The sequence below is a fragment of the Bradyrhizobium sp. 26S5 genome (assembly GCF_036923295.1).
In the GTDB taxonomy this organism is placed as follows: domain Bacteria; phylum Pseudomonadota; class Alphaproteobacteria; order Rhizobiales; family Xanthobacteraceae; genus Bradyrhizobium; species Bradyrhizobium septentrionale.
On record NZ_CP145948.1, the window covers coordinates 2968231 to 2984604 of the forward strand.

General features: G+C 64.4%; 17 protein-coding genes. 13 read left to right on the forward strand and 4 right to left on the reverse strand.

Annotated features, from left to right (window positions below; all coding sequences use genetic code 11):
- Positions 1-248 precede the first annotated feature (248 nt).
- From V5279_RS13765 to V5279_RS13805, 9 genes are all read left to right on the forward strand, one after another.
- Positions 249-905, forward strand: a complete 657-nt coding sequence (locus tag V5279_RS13765) for a TetR/AcrR family transcriptional regulator (protein WP_166307074.1) — start codon at positions 249-251, stop codon at positions 903-905.
- Between the two features lie 248 nt (positions 906-1153).
- Positions 1154-1963 carry an ABC transporter permease gene (locus tag V5279_RS13770; protein WP_029078113.1) on the forward strand — a complete coding sequence of 270 codons (810 nt, stop codon included), beginning with the start codon at positions 1154-1156 and terminating at the stop codon, positions 1961-1963.
- A 59-nt stretch (positions 1964-2022) separates the two neighbouring features.
- On the forward strand, positions 2023-3021 hold the full coding sequence (locus tag V5279_RS13775) for an ABC transporter substrate-binding protein (protein ID WP_414645928.1): 999 nt from the start codon (positions 2023-2025) through the stop codon (positions 3019-3021).
- Between the two features lie 3 nt (positions 3022-3024).
- Positions 3025-3870 carry an ABC transporter ATP-binding protein gene (locus V5279_RS13780; protein ID WP_338698109.1) on the forward strand — a complete coding sequence of 282 codons (846 nt, stop codon included), beginning with the start codon at positions 3025-3027 and terminating at the stop codon, positions 3868-3870.
- 14 nt (positions 3871-3884) lie between these two features.
- The gene (locus V5279_RS13785) at positions 3885-5291 is read left to right on the forward strand and encodes a hypothetical protein (protein WP_338698111.1); all 1407 of its coding nucleotides are present in this window, start codon (positions 3885-3887) and stop codon (positions 5289-5291) included.
- Entirely contained in the window at positions 5288-6439 is a 1152-nt protein-coding gene (locus V5279_RS13790) for a Gfo/Idh/MocA family oxidoreductase (protein ID WP_338698113.1), read from the forward strand. The genes V5279_RS13785 and V5279_RS13790 overlap by 4 nt, the downstream gene beginning before the upstream one ends.
- Positions 6440-6453: 14 nt before the next feature.
- Positions 6454-7662, forward strand: coding sequence for a dihydrodipicolinate synthase family protein (locus V5279_RS13795; protein WP_338698115.1), 1209 nt, complete (start codon positions 6454-6456; stop codon positions 7660-7662).
- A complete protein-coding gene (locus V5279_RS13800) occupies positions 7662-8525 on the forward strand; it encodes a sugar phosphate isomerase/epimerase family protein (protein ID WP_338698119.1) in 864 nt (287 codons plus the stop codon). Before V5279_RS13795 ends, V5279_RS13800 begins: the two co-directional genes overlap by 1 nt.
- Positions 8526-8638: 113 nt before the next feature.
- Positions 8639-9784 (forward strand): alpha-hydroxy acid oxidase, encoded by a 1146-nt coding sequence (locus V5279_RS13805; RefSeq protein WP_338698121.1) that lies wholly within the window; start codon positions 8639-8641, stop codon positions 9782-9784.
- 24 nt (positions 9785-9808) lie between these two features.
- On the opposite strand, the gene rocD is transcribed toward V5279_RS13805, so the two are convergent.
- The 4 genes from rocD to V5279_RS13825 form a co-directional block, all read right to left on the reverse strand.
- Positions 9809-11023, reverse strand: coding sequence for an ornithine--oxo-acid transaminase (gene rocD, locus V5279_RS13810; protein WP_338698123.1), 1215 nt, complete (start codon positions 11021-11023; stop codon positions 9809-9811).
- A 124-nt stretch (positions 11024-11147) separates the two neighbouring features.
- Positions 11148-11510 (reverse strand): potassium channel family protein, encoded by a 363-nt coding sequence (locus V5279_RS13815; RefSeq protein WP_338698125.1) that lies wholly within the window; start codon positions 11508-11510, stop codon positions 11148-11150.
- The gene (locus V5279_RS13820; protein ID WP_338698128.1) at positions 11501-11821 is read right to left on the reverse strand and encodes a hypothetical protein; all 321 of its coding nucleotides are present in this window, start codon (positions 11819-11821) and stop codon (positions 11501-11503) included. The genes V5279_RS13815 and V5279_RS13820 overlap by 10 nt, the downstream gene beginning before the upstream one ends.
- Before the next feature lie 4 nt (positions 11822-11825).
- Positions 11826-13049, reverse strand: a complete 1224-nt coding sequence (locus V5279_RS13825) for a cytochrome P450 (RefSeq protein WP_338698130.1) — start codon at positions 13047-13049, stop codon at positions 11826-11828.
- Positions 13050-13256: 207 nt separating this feature from the next.
- Between V5279_RS13825 and V5279_RS13830 the strand changes: the two genes are divergently transcribed.
- The 4 genes from V5279_RS13830 (at position 13257) to V5279_RS13845 (ending at position 16338) form a co-directional block, all read left to right on the forward strand.
- Positions 13257-13790: a thiamine pyrophosphate-binding protein gene (locus tag V5279_RS13830; protein WP_029078102.1), complete on the forward strand. Its 534-nt coding sequence runs from the start codon at positions 13257-13259 to the stop codon at positions 13788-13790.
- Positions 13787-14377, forward strand: coding sequence for a thiamine pyrophosphate-dependent enzyme (locus V5279_RS13835; RefSeq protein ID WP_338698134.1), 591 nt, complete (start codon positions 13787-13789; stop codon positions 14375-14377). The genes V5279_RS13830 and V5279_RS13835 overlap by 4 nt, the downstream gene beginning before the upstream one ends.
- A 64-nt stretch (positions 14378-14441) precedes the next feature.
- Positions 14442-15143 carry a TetR/AcrR family transcriptional regulator gene (locus V5279_RS13840; protein ID WP_338698136.1) on the forward strand — a complete coding sequence of 234 codons (702 nt, stop codon included), beginning with the start codon at positions 14442-14444 and terminating at the stop codon, positions 15141-15143.
- Between the two features lies 1 nt (position 15144).
- Positions 15145-16338, forward strand: a complete 1194-nt coding sequence (locus V5279_RS13845; protein WP_029078099.1) for an efflux RND transporter periplasmic adaptor subunit — start codon at positions 15145-15147, stop codon at positions 16336-16338.
- Positions 16339-16374: the final 36 nt, after the last annotated feature.

A 16374-nucleotide genomic window follows, 5' to 3' on the forward strand; every position in this document is an offset into this window, starting at 1 on the left:
CCATCGAGCAACATGTTCCGTGGATGAATGGATTCCGGGCCCGCGCCAAATAGCGCGCCCTCAGGTGCGCAATTGCGCACCGGGGAATAACGAAAGCGGCAGCTGCGACAAATATTCCCGCGCGACCATCACAACAACATTCGTTCTCAAACGTCGCGTGTCATGCTACATTCATCAACCCAGCATCACGGGCGATCGATTTGGCCAAGGCAAAGCGAATACAGCGATGGCAGCGCGACCCTGCGGGGATGCGGCTGCGGATTCTCGAGGCGGCCAAGCAGGAATTCGCCGCCCATGGCCTCGCCGGCGCGCGGGTCGACCGCATCGCGGCCAATGCCGACGCCAACAAGCGCATGCTGTACTACCACGTCGGCAACAAGGAGGACCTCTATCTCGAGGTGCTGGAAGGTGCCTATGAGAAGATCCGCGCCGAGGAGCGTGCGCTCGATCTCGAACACCTCGATCCGCCCGAGGCGATCGGGCGCCTGATCGACTTCACGTGGAACTACTTCCTGCGCAATCCCGAGTTCCTGGCATTGCTGAACACGGAAAACCTCGCCAAGGCAAAGCACCTGAAGCGCTCGACCAAGGTCAAGTCGATGCACTCGCCGTTTGTCGAGATGATCCGCACCGTGGTGACGCGCGGGGTCGAAAGCGGCGATTTCCGCGTCGCGGTCGATCCGGTGCAGCTCTATATCTCGATCGCCGGGTTGGCGTTCTTCTATCTCTCCAACAGTGCCACCTTGAGCGTGATCTTCGGCCGCGACCTGCTCAAGAAGGACGCCCGCGACGAGCGCCTCGAGCACATGACTGCGCTGGTGCTGGCGGCGCTGACCGGCAAGTCCACGGCCGCCTTTAGCGGCGCGATGCCAGTGCTGCGCGCGGCGGAACACCGGGTGGTGTGAACGCTGGCAGCCCGCAGCCCGGATGAGCGAAGCGACATCCGGGGAGCTGCATCCGGGGATAATCCGGTCCCGGATTTCGCTTCGCTCATCCGGGCTACAGAGCATTCAAGCCCAAAAAATCTCGCCTGACGAAAGTAGCGTGCTTCGCCGCGATTTTGCCGCGCGCGAGGGGCTGGACAGTATTTATCCAACGGGTTAATTTCGTCGCGAGCAGAAAGACTGCAAGAAAGACCGTGAGGGAGCGTGACGTGGCGGAGGCAAAAAGCCCTTCGGGCGTATCGAAGGTGCTGAACGCGGCGTGGCTGCGCCCGTTCCTGTTCCTGGTCGTCATCGTGGCCGCCTGGGACCTCGCGATCCGCCTGTTCCACATCCCGGCCTATCAGATCCCGTCGCCCGGCGACGTCGTCGCGGTGCTCTGGAGCGACTGGCCGGAGTTGCTGCGGCAGTCCTGGCCGACCACTTACGCAACGATCTGCGGCTTCCTGCTCTCGGCGCTGTTCGGCATTCCCACAGCGATGCTGATCGCGGGCTCGAAGACGGTCGAGAGCTACGTCTATCCGCTCCTGGTGTTCTCCCAATCGGTACCGAAGATCGCGATCGCGCCGCTGTTCGTGGTGTGGTTCGGCTTCGGCATCATCCCCAAGGTGATCTCCGCCTTCCTGCTCGGCTTCTTCCCGGTCGTGGTCTCCGCGGTGCAAGGCTTCAAGTCGGTCGACCCCGACATGGTCGATCTGGCGCGCGCGATGCAGGGCAGCCGCTTCCAGGTGTTCCGCGCGGTCAACCTGCCGCACGCGATGCCCGCGATCTTCTCCGGCCTGAAGGTCTCGGTGACGCTCGCCGTGGTCGGCGCCGTCGTCGGCGAGTTCGTCGGCTCGAATTCCGGCATCGGCTACGTGATGCAGCGCTCTATCGGTACCTTCGACCTGCCGACGATGTTTGCGGCGCTGGTGATCCTGGCGCTGCTCGGCGTCATCCTGTTCTGGATCGTCGACCGCATCGAGCGGCTGGTGATCCCTTGGCACGTCAGCCAGCGCGACGACATCAGTTTCGCTTCCTAGCGCAGCAACCGGACAAGCGGCCCACGCAAGGGCCGCGGCACAATAAGGGGAGAACAATCATGAAGCGATTGATTGCGGTGGCCGGCGCCGCGCTGGCCTGGACCGCGCTTGCGGTGGCTCCGGTATCCGCGGCCGACAAGGTCGTGCTGATGCTGAACTGGTACGTCTATGGCGAGCACGCGCCGTTCTACTACGGCAAGGCCAAGGGCATCTATGCCGCCGAAGGCATCGACCTCGAGATCCAGGAAGGCCGCGGCTCAGCTGCGACCACGCAAGCCGTGGCGGCCAAGACCGCGGATTTCGGCTATGTCGATGTGCCGACGATGATGCGCGCGGCGGTGAAGGGCGCGCCGGTGATCGCAACAGGCGTGCTGCTGCAGACCAGCCCGATGTCGGCGATGAGCCTTGCCGACAAGAACATCCGGAAGCCCGAGGACATCAAGGGCAAGACGGTTGCGATCACGCCGGCGGATTCGATGACGCAGATCTGGCCGCTGTTCCTGAAGAAGACCGGTCTGAAGGAGAGCGACTTCCAGACCGTCGCCGGCGACGGTCAGACCAAGCTCAACGCCGTCATCAACGGCCAAGCCGATCTGCTGCTCGGCTACGTCATGGACCAGTCGATGAAGATCAAGGACGCCACGGGTAAGGACGTCTACCCGATCAAGTTCGCCGACTACGGCATCAACATGGTGTCGTCGGGCATCATCGCCAACGCCGACTATGTGAAGGCCAATGCCGATCTGGTCCGCCGCTTCATGTCGGCGACGACAAAGGCGGTGGAAGCCGCGGAGAAGGAGCCGAAGGCCGCCGCGCAGTCGATCCTCGACGCCAATCCGAAGGGCGGCAAGATCGACACGTTGACGCAAGGTTTCGAGCTCACGATCCCGCTCTATCGCACGCCGGAGACCAAGGCCAAGCGGCCGTTCCATGTCACCGACCAGAACATGACCGAGTCGGTCAACCTGATGGTCGAATATGGCGGCCTCGACGCCAAGGCCAAGGCCAATCCGAAGGCGTTTTACACCAACGACTATCTGCCGAAGGGTGACTCGTAAGCCATGAAATCGGCGATCAAGAGTGCTGCCGAGCAGCCCGCCGCGCATCTGCGCCTGGTATCGGACCGCGCGGCCGGCGCTGCGCCGGGCATCAAGCTCTCGGGAGTGTCGAAGACGTACCGGTCGCGCGACGGCGACGTGCCGTCGCTGCGGCCGCTCGACTTCACCATCAATGACGGTGAGTTCTTTGTCGTGGTCGGGCCGTCCGGCTGCGGCAAGTCCACGCTGCTCAAGATGATCTCGGGCCTGTTGCCGCCGACGACGGGCGAGGTGCTGGTCGACGGCGAGCCCGTGACCAGGCCGCACGGCAATGTCGGCATCGTGTTCCAGAACGCGCTGCTGCTGCCGTGGCGCAACATCCTCTCCAACGTGATGCTGCCGATCGACATGAAGCAGCTGCCGCGGGACAAATATCGTGCTCGCGCCGGGCAACTGCTGAAGCTGGTCGGCCTCGAAGGTTTTGAGAAGAAGCTGCCCTGGCAGCTCTCCGGCGGCATGCAGCAGCGCGCCTCGATCTGCCGCGCGCTGGTGCACGATCCCAAGATCATGCTGATGGACGAGCCGTTCGGGGCGCTCGATGCCATGACGCGGGAGCGGATGAATGTCGAGCTGATGCGGATCCAGCGCGAGACCGGCAAGACCGTGCTCCTGATCACGCACTCGATTCCCGAGGCCGTGTTCCTCGCCGACCGCGTGCTCGTGATGACCGAGCGCCCCGGCGCGATCGCCGCGATCTACGACGTGCCGATGCCGCGGCCGCGCTCGCTCGACACGATGTCCGATCCTGTTTTCACCGAGCTGGTGCAGCGGATCCGGAAGCATTTCTTCACGCAAGGGACGCTGGACTAGGGCCAGACCGATCGATGCCGCTTCGCCTCGCCGTCAACGATATCGCCTTCTTCGAACGACCGCTGGTGTTCGCGCGGCCGTTCCGCTTTGGTGCCGTGACGATCACGGCGTCGACGCAAATGTTCGTGCGGGTCGAGATCGAGGTGGAGGGCAAGGGCCGGGCGACCGGCGCCAGCGCCGAAATGCTGGCGCCGAAATGGTTCGACAAGCGGCCGCATTTGACGGAAGCGCAGTCGCTCGACGGACTTCGCCGCTCACTTGCGAGTGCGCGCGAGCTCTATCTGGCGAACAAGGGTTTTGATACCGCGTTCGGCCTGCACGCCCGATGTATCGGCCCGCAGCTTGCGGCCTGCGCCGCGGAAGACATTCCGCAACTCGCCGCCGGCTTCGGCGCGGCCGAGATCGACAAGGCGATTCTGGATGGGCTGCTGCGCGCGGCCGGCGTGAATTTCTTCGACGGCATGGCCGGCAACATCGCCGGCATCGACGCGCGGTTGACGCCCGATCTCGATGATCGGGCAATCACGGGCTTCCTCTCGGCGCGCAATCGGCTCGATCGCGTCGCCGTCAGGCACACCGTTGGGATGGACGACAAGGTTGAAGGCGAGGGCGGCGTCGCCGACCCCAACGAGAATGCCGGCGCGCGCTATTTCAAGCTCAAGCTGAACGGCGATCCCGCGCACGACGCGGCGCGGCTGGCTCGGATCGGCAACGAGCTCGCACGGCTGCCTTACGGTATCAAGGTCACGCTCGACGCCAACGAGCAGTATGCCGACCTCGCCGCGCTGAACGCGCTGATCGACCGGCTCGACCATGACGTGGCGCTTCAGCCCATCGCCGCAAACTTGCTCTACATCGAGCAGCCGATGCCGCGCGATATCACAAAGACGTCGCCGCTCGGGAACCTGGCTACGCGCAGCTTCATCATCGACGAAGCCGACGATTCCTATGACGCGTTTCCGGCGGCGCGCGCGCTCGGCTATCGCGGCATCTCCTCGAAATCGTGCAAAGGCATCTACAAGTCGATCATCAACGCCACGCGCGCCGCTGCGTGGAGCGCGGACGACGCCGGGTATTTCATCAGCGGCGAGGACTTGACCTGCCAGGCCGGGCTTGGCGTGCAGCAGGACCTCGCGCTCGGCGCGCTGATCGGCGTCACCCACGCCGAACGCAACGGACACCACTATGTCGACGGCTTTGCCGACACGCCAGCGAACGAAGCGGATGCCTTCCTCACCGCGCATCCCGATCTCTACACCCGCGCGGGCGGCAAGGTGCGCCTCGCGATCCATGACGGCGATCTCCTGACGGGATCGATCGCTGCCGCACCGGGCTTTGCCAGTTCGGTCCATCCGGACTGGTCCATCATGCAGCCGCTCAAGCGGCCAACACCACGCGTTTCGCAGGAGCAGACAGCATGACGACCAAACGCCTCGGCCTGATCATGAACGGCGTCACCGGCCGGATGGGGCTGAACCAGCATCTGATCCGCTCGATCGTCGCGATCCGCGAGCAGGGCGGTGTGCAACTCGCGAACGGCGACCGCATCATGCCCGATCCGATCCTGGTCGGCCGCGACGCCGAGAAGGTCGCCGCATTGGCCAAACGCTTCAACATCGAACGTCATACCACCGACCTCGATCGCGCGCTGGCCGACAAGGGCGACACCGTGTTCTTCGACGCCGCGACCACGCAAGCGCGGCCCTCGCTGCTGACCAAGGCAATCAACGCCGGCAAGCATGTCTATTGCGAGAAGCCGATCGCGACCAACCTCGAGGAAGCCGTTGCGGTCGTGAAGCTTGCGAACGCAAAAGGCCTCAAGCACGGCACGGTGCAGGACAAGCTGTTCCTGCCGGGCCTGAAGAAGCTCGCCTTCCTGCGCGACTCCGGTTTCTTCGGCCGCATGCTCGCGGTGCGCGGCGAGTTCGGCTATTGGGTGTTCGAGGGCGGCTGGCAGGAAGCGCAGCGACCGTCCTGGAACTACCGCGCCGAGGACGGCGGCGGCATCATTCTGGACATGGTCTGCCACTGGCGCTACGTGCTCGACAATCTGTTCGGCGAGGTCGAGAGCGTGGTCTGCATCGGCACCACCGACATTCCCGAGCGTTATGACGAGAAGGGCAAGAAGTATCAGGCGACGGCCGACGATTCGGCCTACGCGACCTTCCGCCTGAAGGGCGGCGTGATCGCGCATATCAACATGAGCTGGGTGACGCGGGTCTATCGCGACGATCTCGTCACCTTCCAGGTCGACGGCACCCATGGCTCGGCGGTCGCGGGCCTGACCGACTGCGTGATCCAGGCGCGCCAGGCAACGCCGCGGCCGGTGTGGAATCCGGACGAGAAGCGGCTGCACGATTTCTATGCCGACTGGCAGAAGGTCCCTGAGAACGTGGTCTACGACAACGGCTTCAAGGAGCAGTGGGAGATGTTCATCCGCCATGTCTGCGAGGATGCGCCTTACAAATACACCCTGCTCGAAGGCGCCAAGGGCGTGCAGCTCGCCGAATGCGCGCTGAAGAGCTGGAAGGAGCGGCGCTGGATCGACGTCGCGCCGATCGTGGTCTGAGAAAGGACCCTGCCATGAACAAGCCAGTCCTGCACAAGCCTGCCCTGACAAAGTCATCGCTGTCGCTGAAGCTGCCGACCGCTGATGGAGGCCTCGAGACTTATCGCCTGGCGGCGTCGCGGACCTTTCCGGCGAAGCTCGGGGGCACGCTGAACCGCGTCGCATTCTCGGCGGCGCATGTGGTGGCCGATCCGCGCGCCGACGTCGATCCATGGCTGTCGGCCGCGATCGACTGGGACAGGACGATCGCGTTCCGCGAGCACGTCTGGGATCTCGGCCTCGGCGTCGCCGAAGCCATGGACACTGCGCAGCGCGGCATGGGGCTGGATTGGGCGACCTCGCTCGAATTGATCCAGCGCTCGGTGAAGGCGGCGAAGGCCAAAGGCAACGCACTGGTGTTTTCCGGCGCCGGCACGGATCACCTCGCGGTGGAGAATGCAAAATCGATCGACGATGTGATCCGCGCCTATGAGGAGCAGATCGAGGCGGTGGAAAAGGCCGGCGGCCGCATCATCCTGATGGCGTCGCGGGCGCTGGCAAAGCTTGGGAAGAGCGCGGACGACTACGCGAAGGTCTATGACCGTGTGCTGGCGCAGGTCCGCGAGCCCGTGATCATCCATTGGCTCGGCGACATGTTCGATCCGGCGCTGACGGGCTATTGGGGCACCGCCGATCTCGACAAGGCGATGGATACGGCGGTCAAAATCATCAACGCCAGCGCGGCCAAGGTTGATGGCGTGAAAGTCTCGCTGCTCGACAAGCAGCGCGAGATCGACATGCGGCGGCGGCTCGACAGCAAAGTGAAGATGTATACCGGCGACGACTTCAACTATGCCGAACTGATCGCCGGCGACGACAGGGGATTTTCCCACGCGCTGCTCGGTATCTTCGATGCGATCGCACCGGCTGCGTCCTACGCGCTGTCGCGGCTGGCTGCGGGCGATGAGGCCGGCTTCCACGACGTGCTGGGACCCACGGTGCCGCTGTCGCGCCACATCTTCAAGGCGCCGACGCGGTTCTACAAGACCGGCATCGTGTTCATGGCTTACCTCAACGGCCACCAGGATCACTTCACGATGGTCGGCGGACAGGAGAGCGCGCGTTCGACCTTGCATCTCGCCGAGCTGTTCCGGCTCGCCGACAAGGCGGGGCTGCTCGCCAATCCGGAAGCCGCGACGCGCCGGATGGTGACGATCCTGGCCACACGCGGCGTTGAGCCCTGATGCGCGATTTTTCCAGAGATCACCGCTGGCTGTCGCTGAACACGGCGACGGTCCGCAAGCAGGGCGATCTCACAGCCATCATCGAGGCCTGCGCGCGGCATGGCATCCGCGCCATCGATCCCTGGCGCGACCAGGTCGCCGCTGTCGGCCTCGATCGCGCCGTGCGCGCGGTCAGGGATGCCGGGCTCGATCTGTCAGGCTATTGCCGCGGCGGCATGTTCACGGCGGATAGCGCGCATCGCAGCGAGGCGCGCGACGACAACCGCCGCGCGGTCGATGAGGCGATAGCGCTGGGCGCGCCCTGCATTGTGCTCGTCGCCGGCGGCCTGCCGCAATATTCACGGCCGGGCAGTACCGCGTCCAGGGACATCGCGGCGGCACGCAACCTGGTGCATGACGGCATTGCCGAGATGCTGGAATATGCCAAACAGGCAAAGCTGCCGCTTGCGATCGAGCCGCTGCATCCGGCCTATGCCGCCGACCGGGCCTGCGTGAACACCACAAAGCACGCACTCGATATCTGCGACGCGCTCGATCCTGACAGAACCGGCGCGCTTGGTGTCGCGCTCGACGTCTATCACATCTGGTGGGATCCGGAGCTGATGAGCCAGATCGCGCGCGGCGGCAAGGACCGCCTGCTGGCGTTCCACGTCTGCGACTGGCTGGTGCCGACCAGGGACATCCTCAACGATCGCGGCATGATGGGCGACGGCGTGATCGACATCAGATCAGTGCGCGCGGCCGTCGAGGCGCAGGGCTTCGCCGGCTATTCGGAGATCGAGATCTTTTCGAATGACTGGTGGACGAAGCCGATGGATGAGGTCTTGACGACATGTATCGAGCGGCACCGCTCGGTGGTTTGACCCAACGAGAGGTTCGGTGGACAAGGCGAAGCGTGCCCGTTATTCCGGGTGCTGCGGGTGTGAACGGCACTGGGGGCCGTTGAACTCCCCGGTCCGGACCTTCGGAGCACGACATGCGTTTGAGCGATTGCCACAATTTCCATGACTTCCGCGAGCTGGCGAGGCGGAGGCTTCCGGGGCCGATCTTCGATTATATCGACGGCGGGGCGGACGATGAGGCGACGCTTCGGCAGAACACCGCGAGCTTTGAGCGTTGCGATCTGGTGCCCAATGTCCTGCGCGGCGTGGAGAACGTCGATCTCTCGGTCACCGTGATGGGACAGAAGCTGGCAACGCCGTTCTATTGTTCGCCAACCGCGCTGCAGCGTCTGTTCCATCATCAGGGCGAACGGGCCGTCGCTGCCGCGGCGGCAAAATACGGTACGATGTTTGGCGTGTCCTCGCTCGGCACCGTGAGCCTGGAGGAATTGCGCAAGGCCTACACTACGCCGCAGGTCTATCAGTTCTATTTCCACCGGGATCGGAGCCTGAACACGGCGATGATGCAGCGCGCCAAGCAGGCCGGCGTCGACGTGATGATGTTGACCGTTGACAGCATCACCGGCGGCAACCGCGAACGCGATCTGCGCACCGGATTTTCGATTCCTTTCAGGCTCACGCTCGGCGGCATGCTGCAATTCGCCATCAAGCCGGCGTGGGCCATCAACTACGTCACCCATGAAAGCTTCAAGCTGCCGCAACTCGACGAGCATGTCGACATGAGCGGCGGTGCCATGTCGATCGGGCGCTATTTCACGGAGATGCTCGATCCGGCCATGACATGGGACGACGTCGCGCAAATGGTCCGGCAGTGGAATGGCCAGTTTTGCCTGAAGGGCGTCATGTCGGTTGAAGATGCCAAGCGCGCGGTCGAGATCGGCTGCACCGGCATCATTCTGTCCAACCACGGCGGCCGGCAGCTCGACGGCTCGCGGGCGGCGTTCGATCAGCTGGCCGAGATCGTCGATGCCGTGGGCGACCGGATCGATGTGATGATGGACGGCGGCATCAAGCGGGGCAGCCATGTGCTGAAAGCACTGTCGCTGGGTGCCAAGGCCGTCGGCCTTGGACGCTTCTATCTCTATCCGCTGGCATCGGCCGGCCAGGCCGGAGTCGAGCGGGCGCTTGGCCTGCTGCAGGCGGAGCTGTTGCGGGACATGCGGCTGATGGGGTGTTCCTCGATCAGCCAGCTCTCCCGTGCGAACTTGCGCTTCAGATAGCCGCTGATCCTGCCGACCTCGCGGTCACGAGAGGTCCTGCGTCAACGCGGCGCCGATCTGCTCCAGTGCCCAATCGACCTGATCGCTGGTAATCACCAGCGGCGGGGCGATGCGGATGGTGTGGTCATGGGTGTCCTTGGCAAGGATGCCTTTCTCGCGCAGCACCTCGCAATAGCGCCGGGCAGGGCCGGCCTCGGGGTGAAGCTCGACCGCGAGCATCAGCCCGCGACCGCGCACCTCGCTGATGGTGTTGGCACGGATGCTTCGCAGGCCTTCGAGGAAGCGCGCACCCTGGGCGGCCGCGTTCTCGATCATCCCTTCGTCGACCAGCACGCGGAGCGCCGCGCGTGCCACCGCGCAGGCGAGCGGATTGCCGCCGAAGGTCGAGCCGTGCTGACCGGGCTTCAGTGTGCCGAGGACTTCGTTGTTGGAGAGCACCGCGGAGACCGGGTAGAAGCCGCCGGACAGCGCCTTGCCGAGCAGCGTCACGTCGGCCTCGACGCCCTCGTGCTGTTCCGCCAGCAGTTTGCCGGTGCGGCCGAGCCCGGTCTGGATCTCGTCGAGGATCAGCATGATGTTATTGCCAGTGCAGAGTTCGCGGACCCGGGTGAAATAGCCTGACGGCGGGATGATGACGCCGGCTTCGCCCTGGATCGGCTCGACCAGGAACGCGACCGTGTTCGGCGTGATCGCATCCTCCAGTGCCCCGGCATCGCCGAAGGGAATGATCTTGAAGCCCGGCGCAAACGGTCCGAAATGCGCGCGTGTGTCCGGATCGGTGCTGAAGCCGACGATCGCAAGCGTGCGTCCGTGGAAATTGTCGGCGCAGACGATGATCTCGGCCTGGCCATCAGGCACGCCCTTGACCTCGTAGCCCCATTTGCGCACCGACTTGATCGCACTCTCCACGGCCTCGGCGCCGCTGTTCATCGGCAGGACCTTGTGGGAGCCGGTCAACTCGGCGAGTTCCTCGTAGAACGGGGCGAGCTGGTCGTTGTGGAAGGCCCGCGAAGTCAGTGTCAGCCGGCCGGCCTGTTCCACCATGGCGGCAAGGATTTTTGGATGGCAATGGCCTTGATTGACTGCCGAATAGGCCGACAGGCAATCGAGGTAGCGCTTGCCGTCGGTATCCCAAACCCAGACGCCTTCGCCGCGCGACAACACGACGCCGAGCGGCGCATAGTTCTGGGCGCCAAACTGCGCTTCCCTTGCGATGAAATCGGTGACTGGCGGACGCATGTTTCGTCACTCCAGCTGAGTCGGCGCCATGGAGGTGCCGTCCTGCACCTTATCACTGATTTGGGTATCGGCCCGTGCGGCTTAAAGGATTGCTGTGGACCAAATTCGGTCCATCCCTTGCGCGTCAGTCCTGATCGCGGTGCGCGATCTCGAGGGTGACGAGCCGCGCCAGCAGCGTCGCGGGATAGAGCTGGCCGAAGATCGCCTCGACATTGCACAGGCTGCGCGCGATCGGGTGCAGCGGCGCCACGTCGCCATAGCCGGTCGTCGTCAGCGTGGCGAAGGAGAAATAAATCAGCTGGCTCGCGAGCGACGGGCGGTCCTCGACCTTCATGCCGGCAAACGCATCCGGCACCAGCGTGCCGATGAAGGTGAAGAGCGCCGAGAAGATCACCGCGACCGTGAGATAGAGCAGCACCGCGCCGATCACCCGGTGATAGGTGACGCGCCCCGGCGCGAAGGTCGCTTGCGCGACCGTCACCGCCATCGTGATGCCGACCAAAAGCCAGGAGCCGGCGAACAGATTAAGGTCGAGGATCGAAGCGAGCGAAGCCGGAGGATTGCGCCGGTCACGATCATCGCAAGCGCGACCAGCATCGTGACGACGGCAAGCGCGCTGCCCGACATCACGAACACGCCGCCGACCAGGAAGACGGCGAGCAGCAGCTCGAACACCTGAAACTCGAACAGGCCGAGCGCCTGCAACGGCGCCACCACGAACATCATGACCAGCAGGAGGACGGTCAGCACTGTCAGCAGCGAATCGCCCCAGCGATCGCGGATTTGCCTTGTCGTCATCGGATCACGCGTGGCGCCGGCATGGCACGCTGAGGAAGCCGCGGAAGCGCACCCGTCCGCCCCGCACCGGCTCGCCGTCGAGCAGATAATTCGGCAAGCGCTTGAGGAATCGCGAGATCGCGATGGCGCCTTCGAGGCGCGCCAGCGCCATGCCCGCGCATTGATGCGCGCCGGTGCCGAAGGCGAGATGGCGGTTCGGCGTGCGCGCGACGTCGAAGCGTTCTGGGTCGGGGAATTGCGCGGGGTCGCGGTTGGCGGCGCCGATGCACAGCGTGACCAGCGTGCCGGCCGGCAGCTTGATGCCGCCGAGCTCGGTCTCCTCCACGATCATGCGGTTGCCGAGCTGGTTCGAGCTTTCGTAGCGCAGCATCTCCTCGACCGCGGTCTTGATCAGCTCGGGCTGCGCGATCAGGCACTGCTTCTCGTCGGGGTATTGGGTCAGCGTCACCAGTCCGTTGCCGATCAGATTGGTCGTGGTCTCGTGGCCGGCGTTGAGCAGGAAGATGCAATTGTGCAGCAATTCCTTTGCGGTCAGCCGCTCGCCATTCTCTTCACCCTGGATCAGCCGGGTCAGCACATCGCGCTCGGGATTGCCCGGTTTGGCGCGACGGCGTTCGACCAGGGTTTCGAGATAGGCGAGGAAATCCTTGACTGCATTATTGCCGCGGTCGAACGCCTCCTTGCCGATCACCGGCTCCAGCGCCCCCAAGATCGCCAGCGACCAGTCGCGCAGCGGCTCGCGTTCGTCGTGCGGCACGTCGAGCAGATTGCCGATCACTTCGACGGGAATGGCGGAGGCGAAGTCGCCGATCAGCTCGAAGCGGTCCTTGGTCGCGATCCGGTCGAGCAGGCTGTCGACCAGCGCGATCAGGTCCGGCTCCATGCCGGCGATGGCGCGCGGCGACAAGGCGCCCATGATCAGCCGCCGCACCCGGGTGTGCGCCGGCGGATCGTTGAAGACGAGGCTCGTCGTGTGGTGCTCGTAGAGCAGCGAGTTGCCGTATTTCGGCAGGAACTCCTTCTTCTTGTCGGAGGAGAACGCCTTGGTGTTCTTGTAGGCGGCGATCAGGTCGTCGTAGCGGGTGAGAAAGTAGCAGCCGTTCGGCAGCCGCTTGACCGGCGCAGTCTCGCGCAGCGCCCGATAGGTCGGGTAGGGATTGGCGTAGAAGTCTGGCGTCAGCTTCTCCAGGTCGAAACCGTCAGCCAGCTCTCGCGCGTGCCCGTCCATGGCGGATATCCAACCCTTATTAGTTTCACTTGCAACTATCGTAAGCCGCAGGCGGCGACCGCGCAACACAATTTGCAGGCCGCGGGAACAGCGCGGCGGGCGCGATCCGATGCGAGTAAATCGCAGAGCCATATGCGGTTTTGCGCTTTGATGAAGCGCGCGCGCCCCACTACAGTCGCGGCCAAACAATAGAGACCGGAAACGCCGATGCATGCCCGTGCCGAGACCGCGGCCTCCTGGCCCGAGGAGATCTTCTCGATATTGCAGCGCTTCGAGGTGCGCCAGGTGCCTTACGTGCCGGACGCCGGGCATTCGGAGCTGATCGAGCGCGTGCTGGGCTCGTCCTCGATGCGCGGCATTGCGCTGACCACCGAGGAGGAGGGCGTGGCGCTGCTCGCAGGCGCCTGGGCCGGCGGCCAGCGCGGCGTGCTGCTGATGCAGTCGAGCGGGGTCGGCAATTGCATCAACATGCTGTCGCTGGTGCAGATCTTCCGCTTGCCGTTCCTCACGCTGGTGACGATGCGCGGCGAATGGGGCGAGTTCAATCCGTGGCAGGTGCCGATGGGTTCGAACACCCAAGGCATTCTCGAATTGTCGGGGATCAAGGTGCTGCGCGCCTCGCATCCTGATGAGGTGCGCGAAGTCGTCGAGGCCGGCGCCGCGCAAGCGTACAACGCCTGCACGCCAACCGCCGTGCTGCTGTCGCAGCGCCTGATCGGGGCAAAGGTCTTTACCAAATGAGCAAAGCCAATCTCCTCGACCGCCGCGCCGTCGTTTCCGAGCTGCTGAGGAATCGCAACGGCGCGTTCGCCGTCGGCGGCCTCGGCGCTTCCACCTATGACATCGCCGCCGCCGGCGACCATGACCGCAACTTCTATCTCTGGGGCGGCATGGGTGGCGCCGTGATGATCGGGCTCGGCCTGGCGCTGGCCCAGCCGACGCTGCCGGTCGTCGTGATCACCGGCGATGGCGAGATGCTGATGGGGATGGGGAGCCTCGCGACCGTCGGCCTGCAACAGCCCAAAAACCTCTCGATCATCGTGCTGGACAACGAGGCCTATGGCGAGACCGGCGGCCAGTCCAGCCATACCGGCGGGCCCGCCGACCTCGTCGGTGTTGCCAAAGCCTGCGGAATCGGGGATAGCCGCGCGATCAGCACGATGGCCGAGGTCGAGGCTTTTGCTTCGACTTTGCAAGATGTTACGGCGGGGCCGCGGTTCGCCAGCGCGAAGATCGACGGGGCCAACCTGGAACGCGTGCTGTCCAGCCGGGACGGCACCTACATCGTCAACCGCATCCGCGGGTCTGTCGGCCACACTCCAATTTAAAGTGGCTTTCGCGGTGCAATAGAACCTTGACTTTTGGTAAAGTGAGTGATTACTCACGACCCAAATGTCTACCTTACGCATGACGAGTGACTTGCGGCGTCAGTTGATCCTGAGCGCTGCCAAGCGATGCTTCGCCCGGAACGGCTTTGCCGGCACCACGACAAAGAGCGTGGCGGCTGCGGCTGCCATTTCGGAAGGGCTGTTGTTCAAGCACTTCCCGTCGAAGGCGGCGCTCTACGCCGAAATCCTTGCCGAAGAGTGCGAGGCCGATCCCGACCTCGCGCATCTGCTCGGCCAGGAGCCGTCGACCGCGACGCTGGTCGAACTGGTGCAGGGCATGGTCGGCCACTTCATGCAACTGCGGGATGCGCCGGACCAGGAAGAGGCGCAGCGGATGCGGCTGATGGTGACGAGCCATCTCGATGACGGCGAGTTTGCGCGCCTGCTCTACGACAAGGTCGGCAAGCTGATCGGTCCGACCTTCGCCGCCTCGCTCGAACGGGCGATCGCTGCCGGCGACGCCACGCAGATCGGCGACCAGCCGCTCAACCTGTTCTGGTTTGCGCACCACACCGTGCTTATGAGCGCGTTGACGCAGCTGCCTGCGACACCGTGTCTCCCCTACGGCGATGCCGCCGCGGCCGAGCGGCAGCTTTGCCAATTCATCCTTCGCGGCATCGGACTTACCGAGGCCGCAATCTCAACTCATTTGGGCCGCCAGCCGTCGCCGATCGCAGGACCGTCGGTAACTGCAGAAAGTGCATGACATGAATATCCAGACCGAAAGTCACATCTCGGGACAACCGCTCAAGGAAAAACAGGCCAAGCGCCCCGTCCGCATGGTGCGCTGGTTCATCATCGTAGGCCTGTTGCTGGCTCTGCTGGTCGGCGCACTGGTCGGCTTCAACGCCTTCCGCAGCCACATGATCGCGCAGTTCTTCGCCAACAATAAGCCGCCGCCGTCGAACGTGACCGCCGTCGAGGCGAAGTCCGAGGTGATTCCGAACCTGTTGAGTGCGGTCGGCGATCTCGTCGCCGTGCACCAGGTCAACGTCACCACCGACGTGTCGGGCCGCATCACCGAGATTCTGTTCACCGCCGGTAGCCATGTGAAGGCGGGGACGCCGCTGGTGCAGCTGTTCGATGCGCCTGAGCAGGGCGACCTCGCCAGCTTCAAGGCGCAGGCGACCGTCGGCGAGCAGCAGCTCGACCGCGCCAAGCAACTCGCGTCACGCCAGTTCGGACCGCAGTCGACCGTCGACACCGCGCAGGCGACCTACGACCAGGCCAAGGCGGGCATCGCCAGGACCGAAGCGCTGATCTCGCAGAAGCTGGTGCGCGCGCCGTTCGAAGGCGATCTCGGCGTTCGCCAGGTCGAAGTCGGCCAGTATCTGACGGCCGGCACGCAGATTGTGTCGCTCACCGATCTGTCGGTGCTGTACGCCAACCTGACCGTGACCGAGAAGCAGAGCTCGCAGATCAAGGTCGGCCAGACCGTGCGGATCGCGGTCGATGCCTATCCGGGCCGTACCTTCGAGGGCAAGCTCACCACCATCGAGCCGCAGATCTCGACCGACACCCGCAACATCCGGGTCCAGGCCACGATCCAGAATCCGGACAGCATCCTCAAGCCCGGCATGTTCGCGACCACCACGATCGTGTTGCCCGAGAAGCCGCCGGTCGTCACCGTCCCTGAGACGGCGGTCGACTACACGCTGTACGGCGACTCGGTGTTCCTGATCACCGAGAAGAAGGGCGACGACGGCAAGACCACGCTGACCGCGGACCGCACATTCGTGAAGACCGGCAATCGCGTCGAGGGACGTGTCGAGATCCTCAAGGGCCTCAAGCCCGGGGCCAAGGTCGTCGCCGTCGGACAGATCAAGCTGCAGTCGGGCATGGCGGTCGCGATCTCGACCGATCCGCCGCCGCCGATTCCGGCCGAGGCGCCGCGTTACTGATCTCCATTATCTGAACTCGGAGGGCCGATTGGCCCT

Excerpts from the sequence above, each read along its gene's own strand:
- V5279_RS13840 (WP_338698136.1), top strand. The coding sequence starts at position 14,442 with ATGTCTACCTTACGCATGACGAGTGACTTGCGGCGTCAGTTGATCCTG.
- V5279_RS13800 (WP_338698119.1), top strand. The coding sequence starts at position 7,662 with ATGCGCGATTTTTCCAGAGATCACCGCTGGCTGTCGCTGAACACGGCG.
- V5279_RS13835 (WP_338698134.1), top strand. The coding sequence starts at position 13,787 with ATGAGCAAAGCCAATCTCCTCGACCGCCGCGCCGTCGTTTCCGAGCTG.
- V5279_RS13830 (WP_029078102.1), top strand. The coding sequence starts at position 13,257 with ATGCATGCCCGTGCCGAGACCGCGGCCTCCTGGCCCGAGGAGATCTTC.
- V5279_RS13820 (WP_338698128.1), bottom strand. The coding sequence starts at position 11,821 with ATGACGACAAGGCAAATCCGCGATCGCTGGGGCGATTCGCTGCTGACA.
- V5279_RS13785 (WP_338698111.1), top strand. The coding sequence starts at position 3,885 with ATGCCGCTTCGCCTCGCCGTCAACGATATCGCCTTCTTCGAACGACCG.
- rocD (WP_338698123.1), bottom strand. The coding sequence starts at position 11,023 with ATGCGTCCGCCAGTCACCGATTTCATCGCAAGGGAAGCGCAGTTTGGC.
- V5279_RS13825 (WP_338698130.1), bottom strand. The coding sequence starts at position 13,049 with ATGGACGGGCACGCGCGAGAGCTGGCTGACGGTTTCGACCTGGAGAAG.
- V5279_RS13805 (WP_338698121.1), top strand. The coding sequence starts at position 8,639 with ATGCGTTTGAGCGATTGCCACAATTTCCATGACTTCCGCGAGCTGGCG.
- V5279_RS13790 (WP_338698113.1), top strand. The coding sequence starts at position 5,288 with ATGACGACCAAACGCCTCGGCCTGATCATGAACGGCGTCACCGGCCGG.
- V5279_RS13775 (WP_414645928.1), top strand. The coding sequence starts at position 2,023 with ATGAAGCGATTGATTGCGGTGGCCGGCGCCGCGCTGGCCTGGACCGCG.
- V5279_RS13765 (WP_166307074.1), top strand. The coding sequence starts at position 249 with ATGCGGCTGCGGATTCTCGAGGCGGCCAAGCAGGAATTCGCCGCCCAT.
- V5279_RS13815 (WP_338698125.1), bottom strand. The coding sequence starts at position 11,510 with ATGGCGGTGACGGTCGCGCAAGCGACCTTCGCGCCGGGGCGCGTCACC.
- V5279_RS13795 (WP_338698115.1), top strand. The coding sequence starts at position 6,454 with ATGAACAAGCCAGTCCTGCACAAGCCTGCCCTGACAAAGTCATCGCTG.
- V5279_RS13780 (WP_338698109.1), top strand. The coding sequence starts at position 3,025 with ATGAAATCGGCGATCAAGAGTGCTGCCGAGCAGCCCGCCGCGCATCTG.
- V5279_RS13845 (WP_029078099.1), top strand. The coding sequence starts at position 15,145 with ATGAATATCCAGACCGAAAGTCACATCTCGGGACAACCGCTCAAGGAA.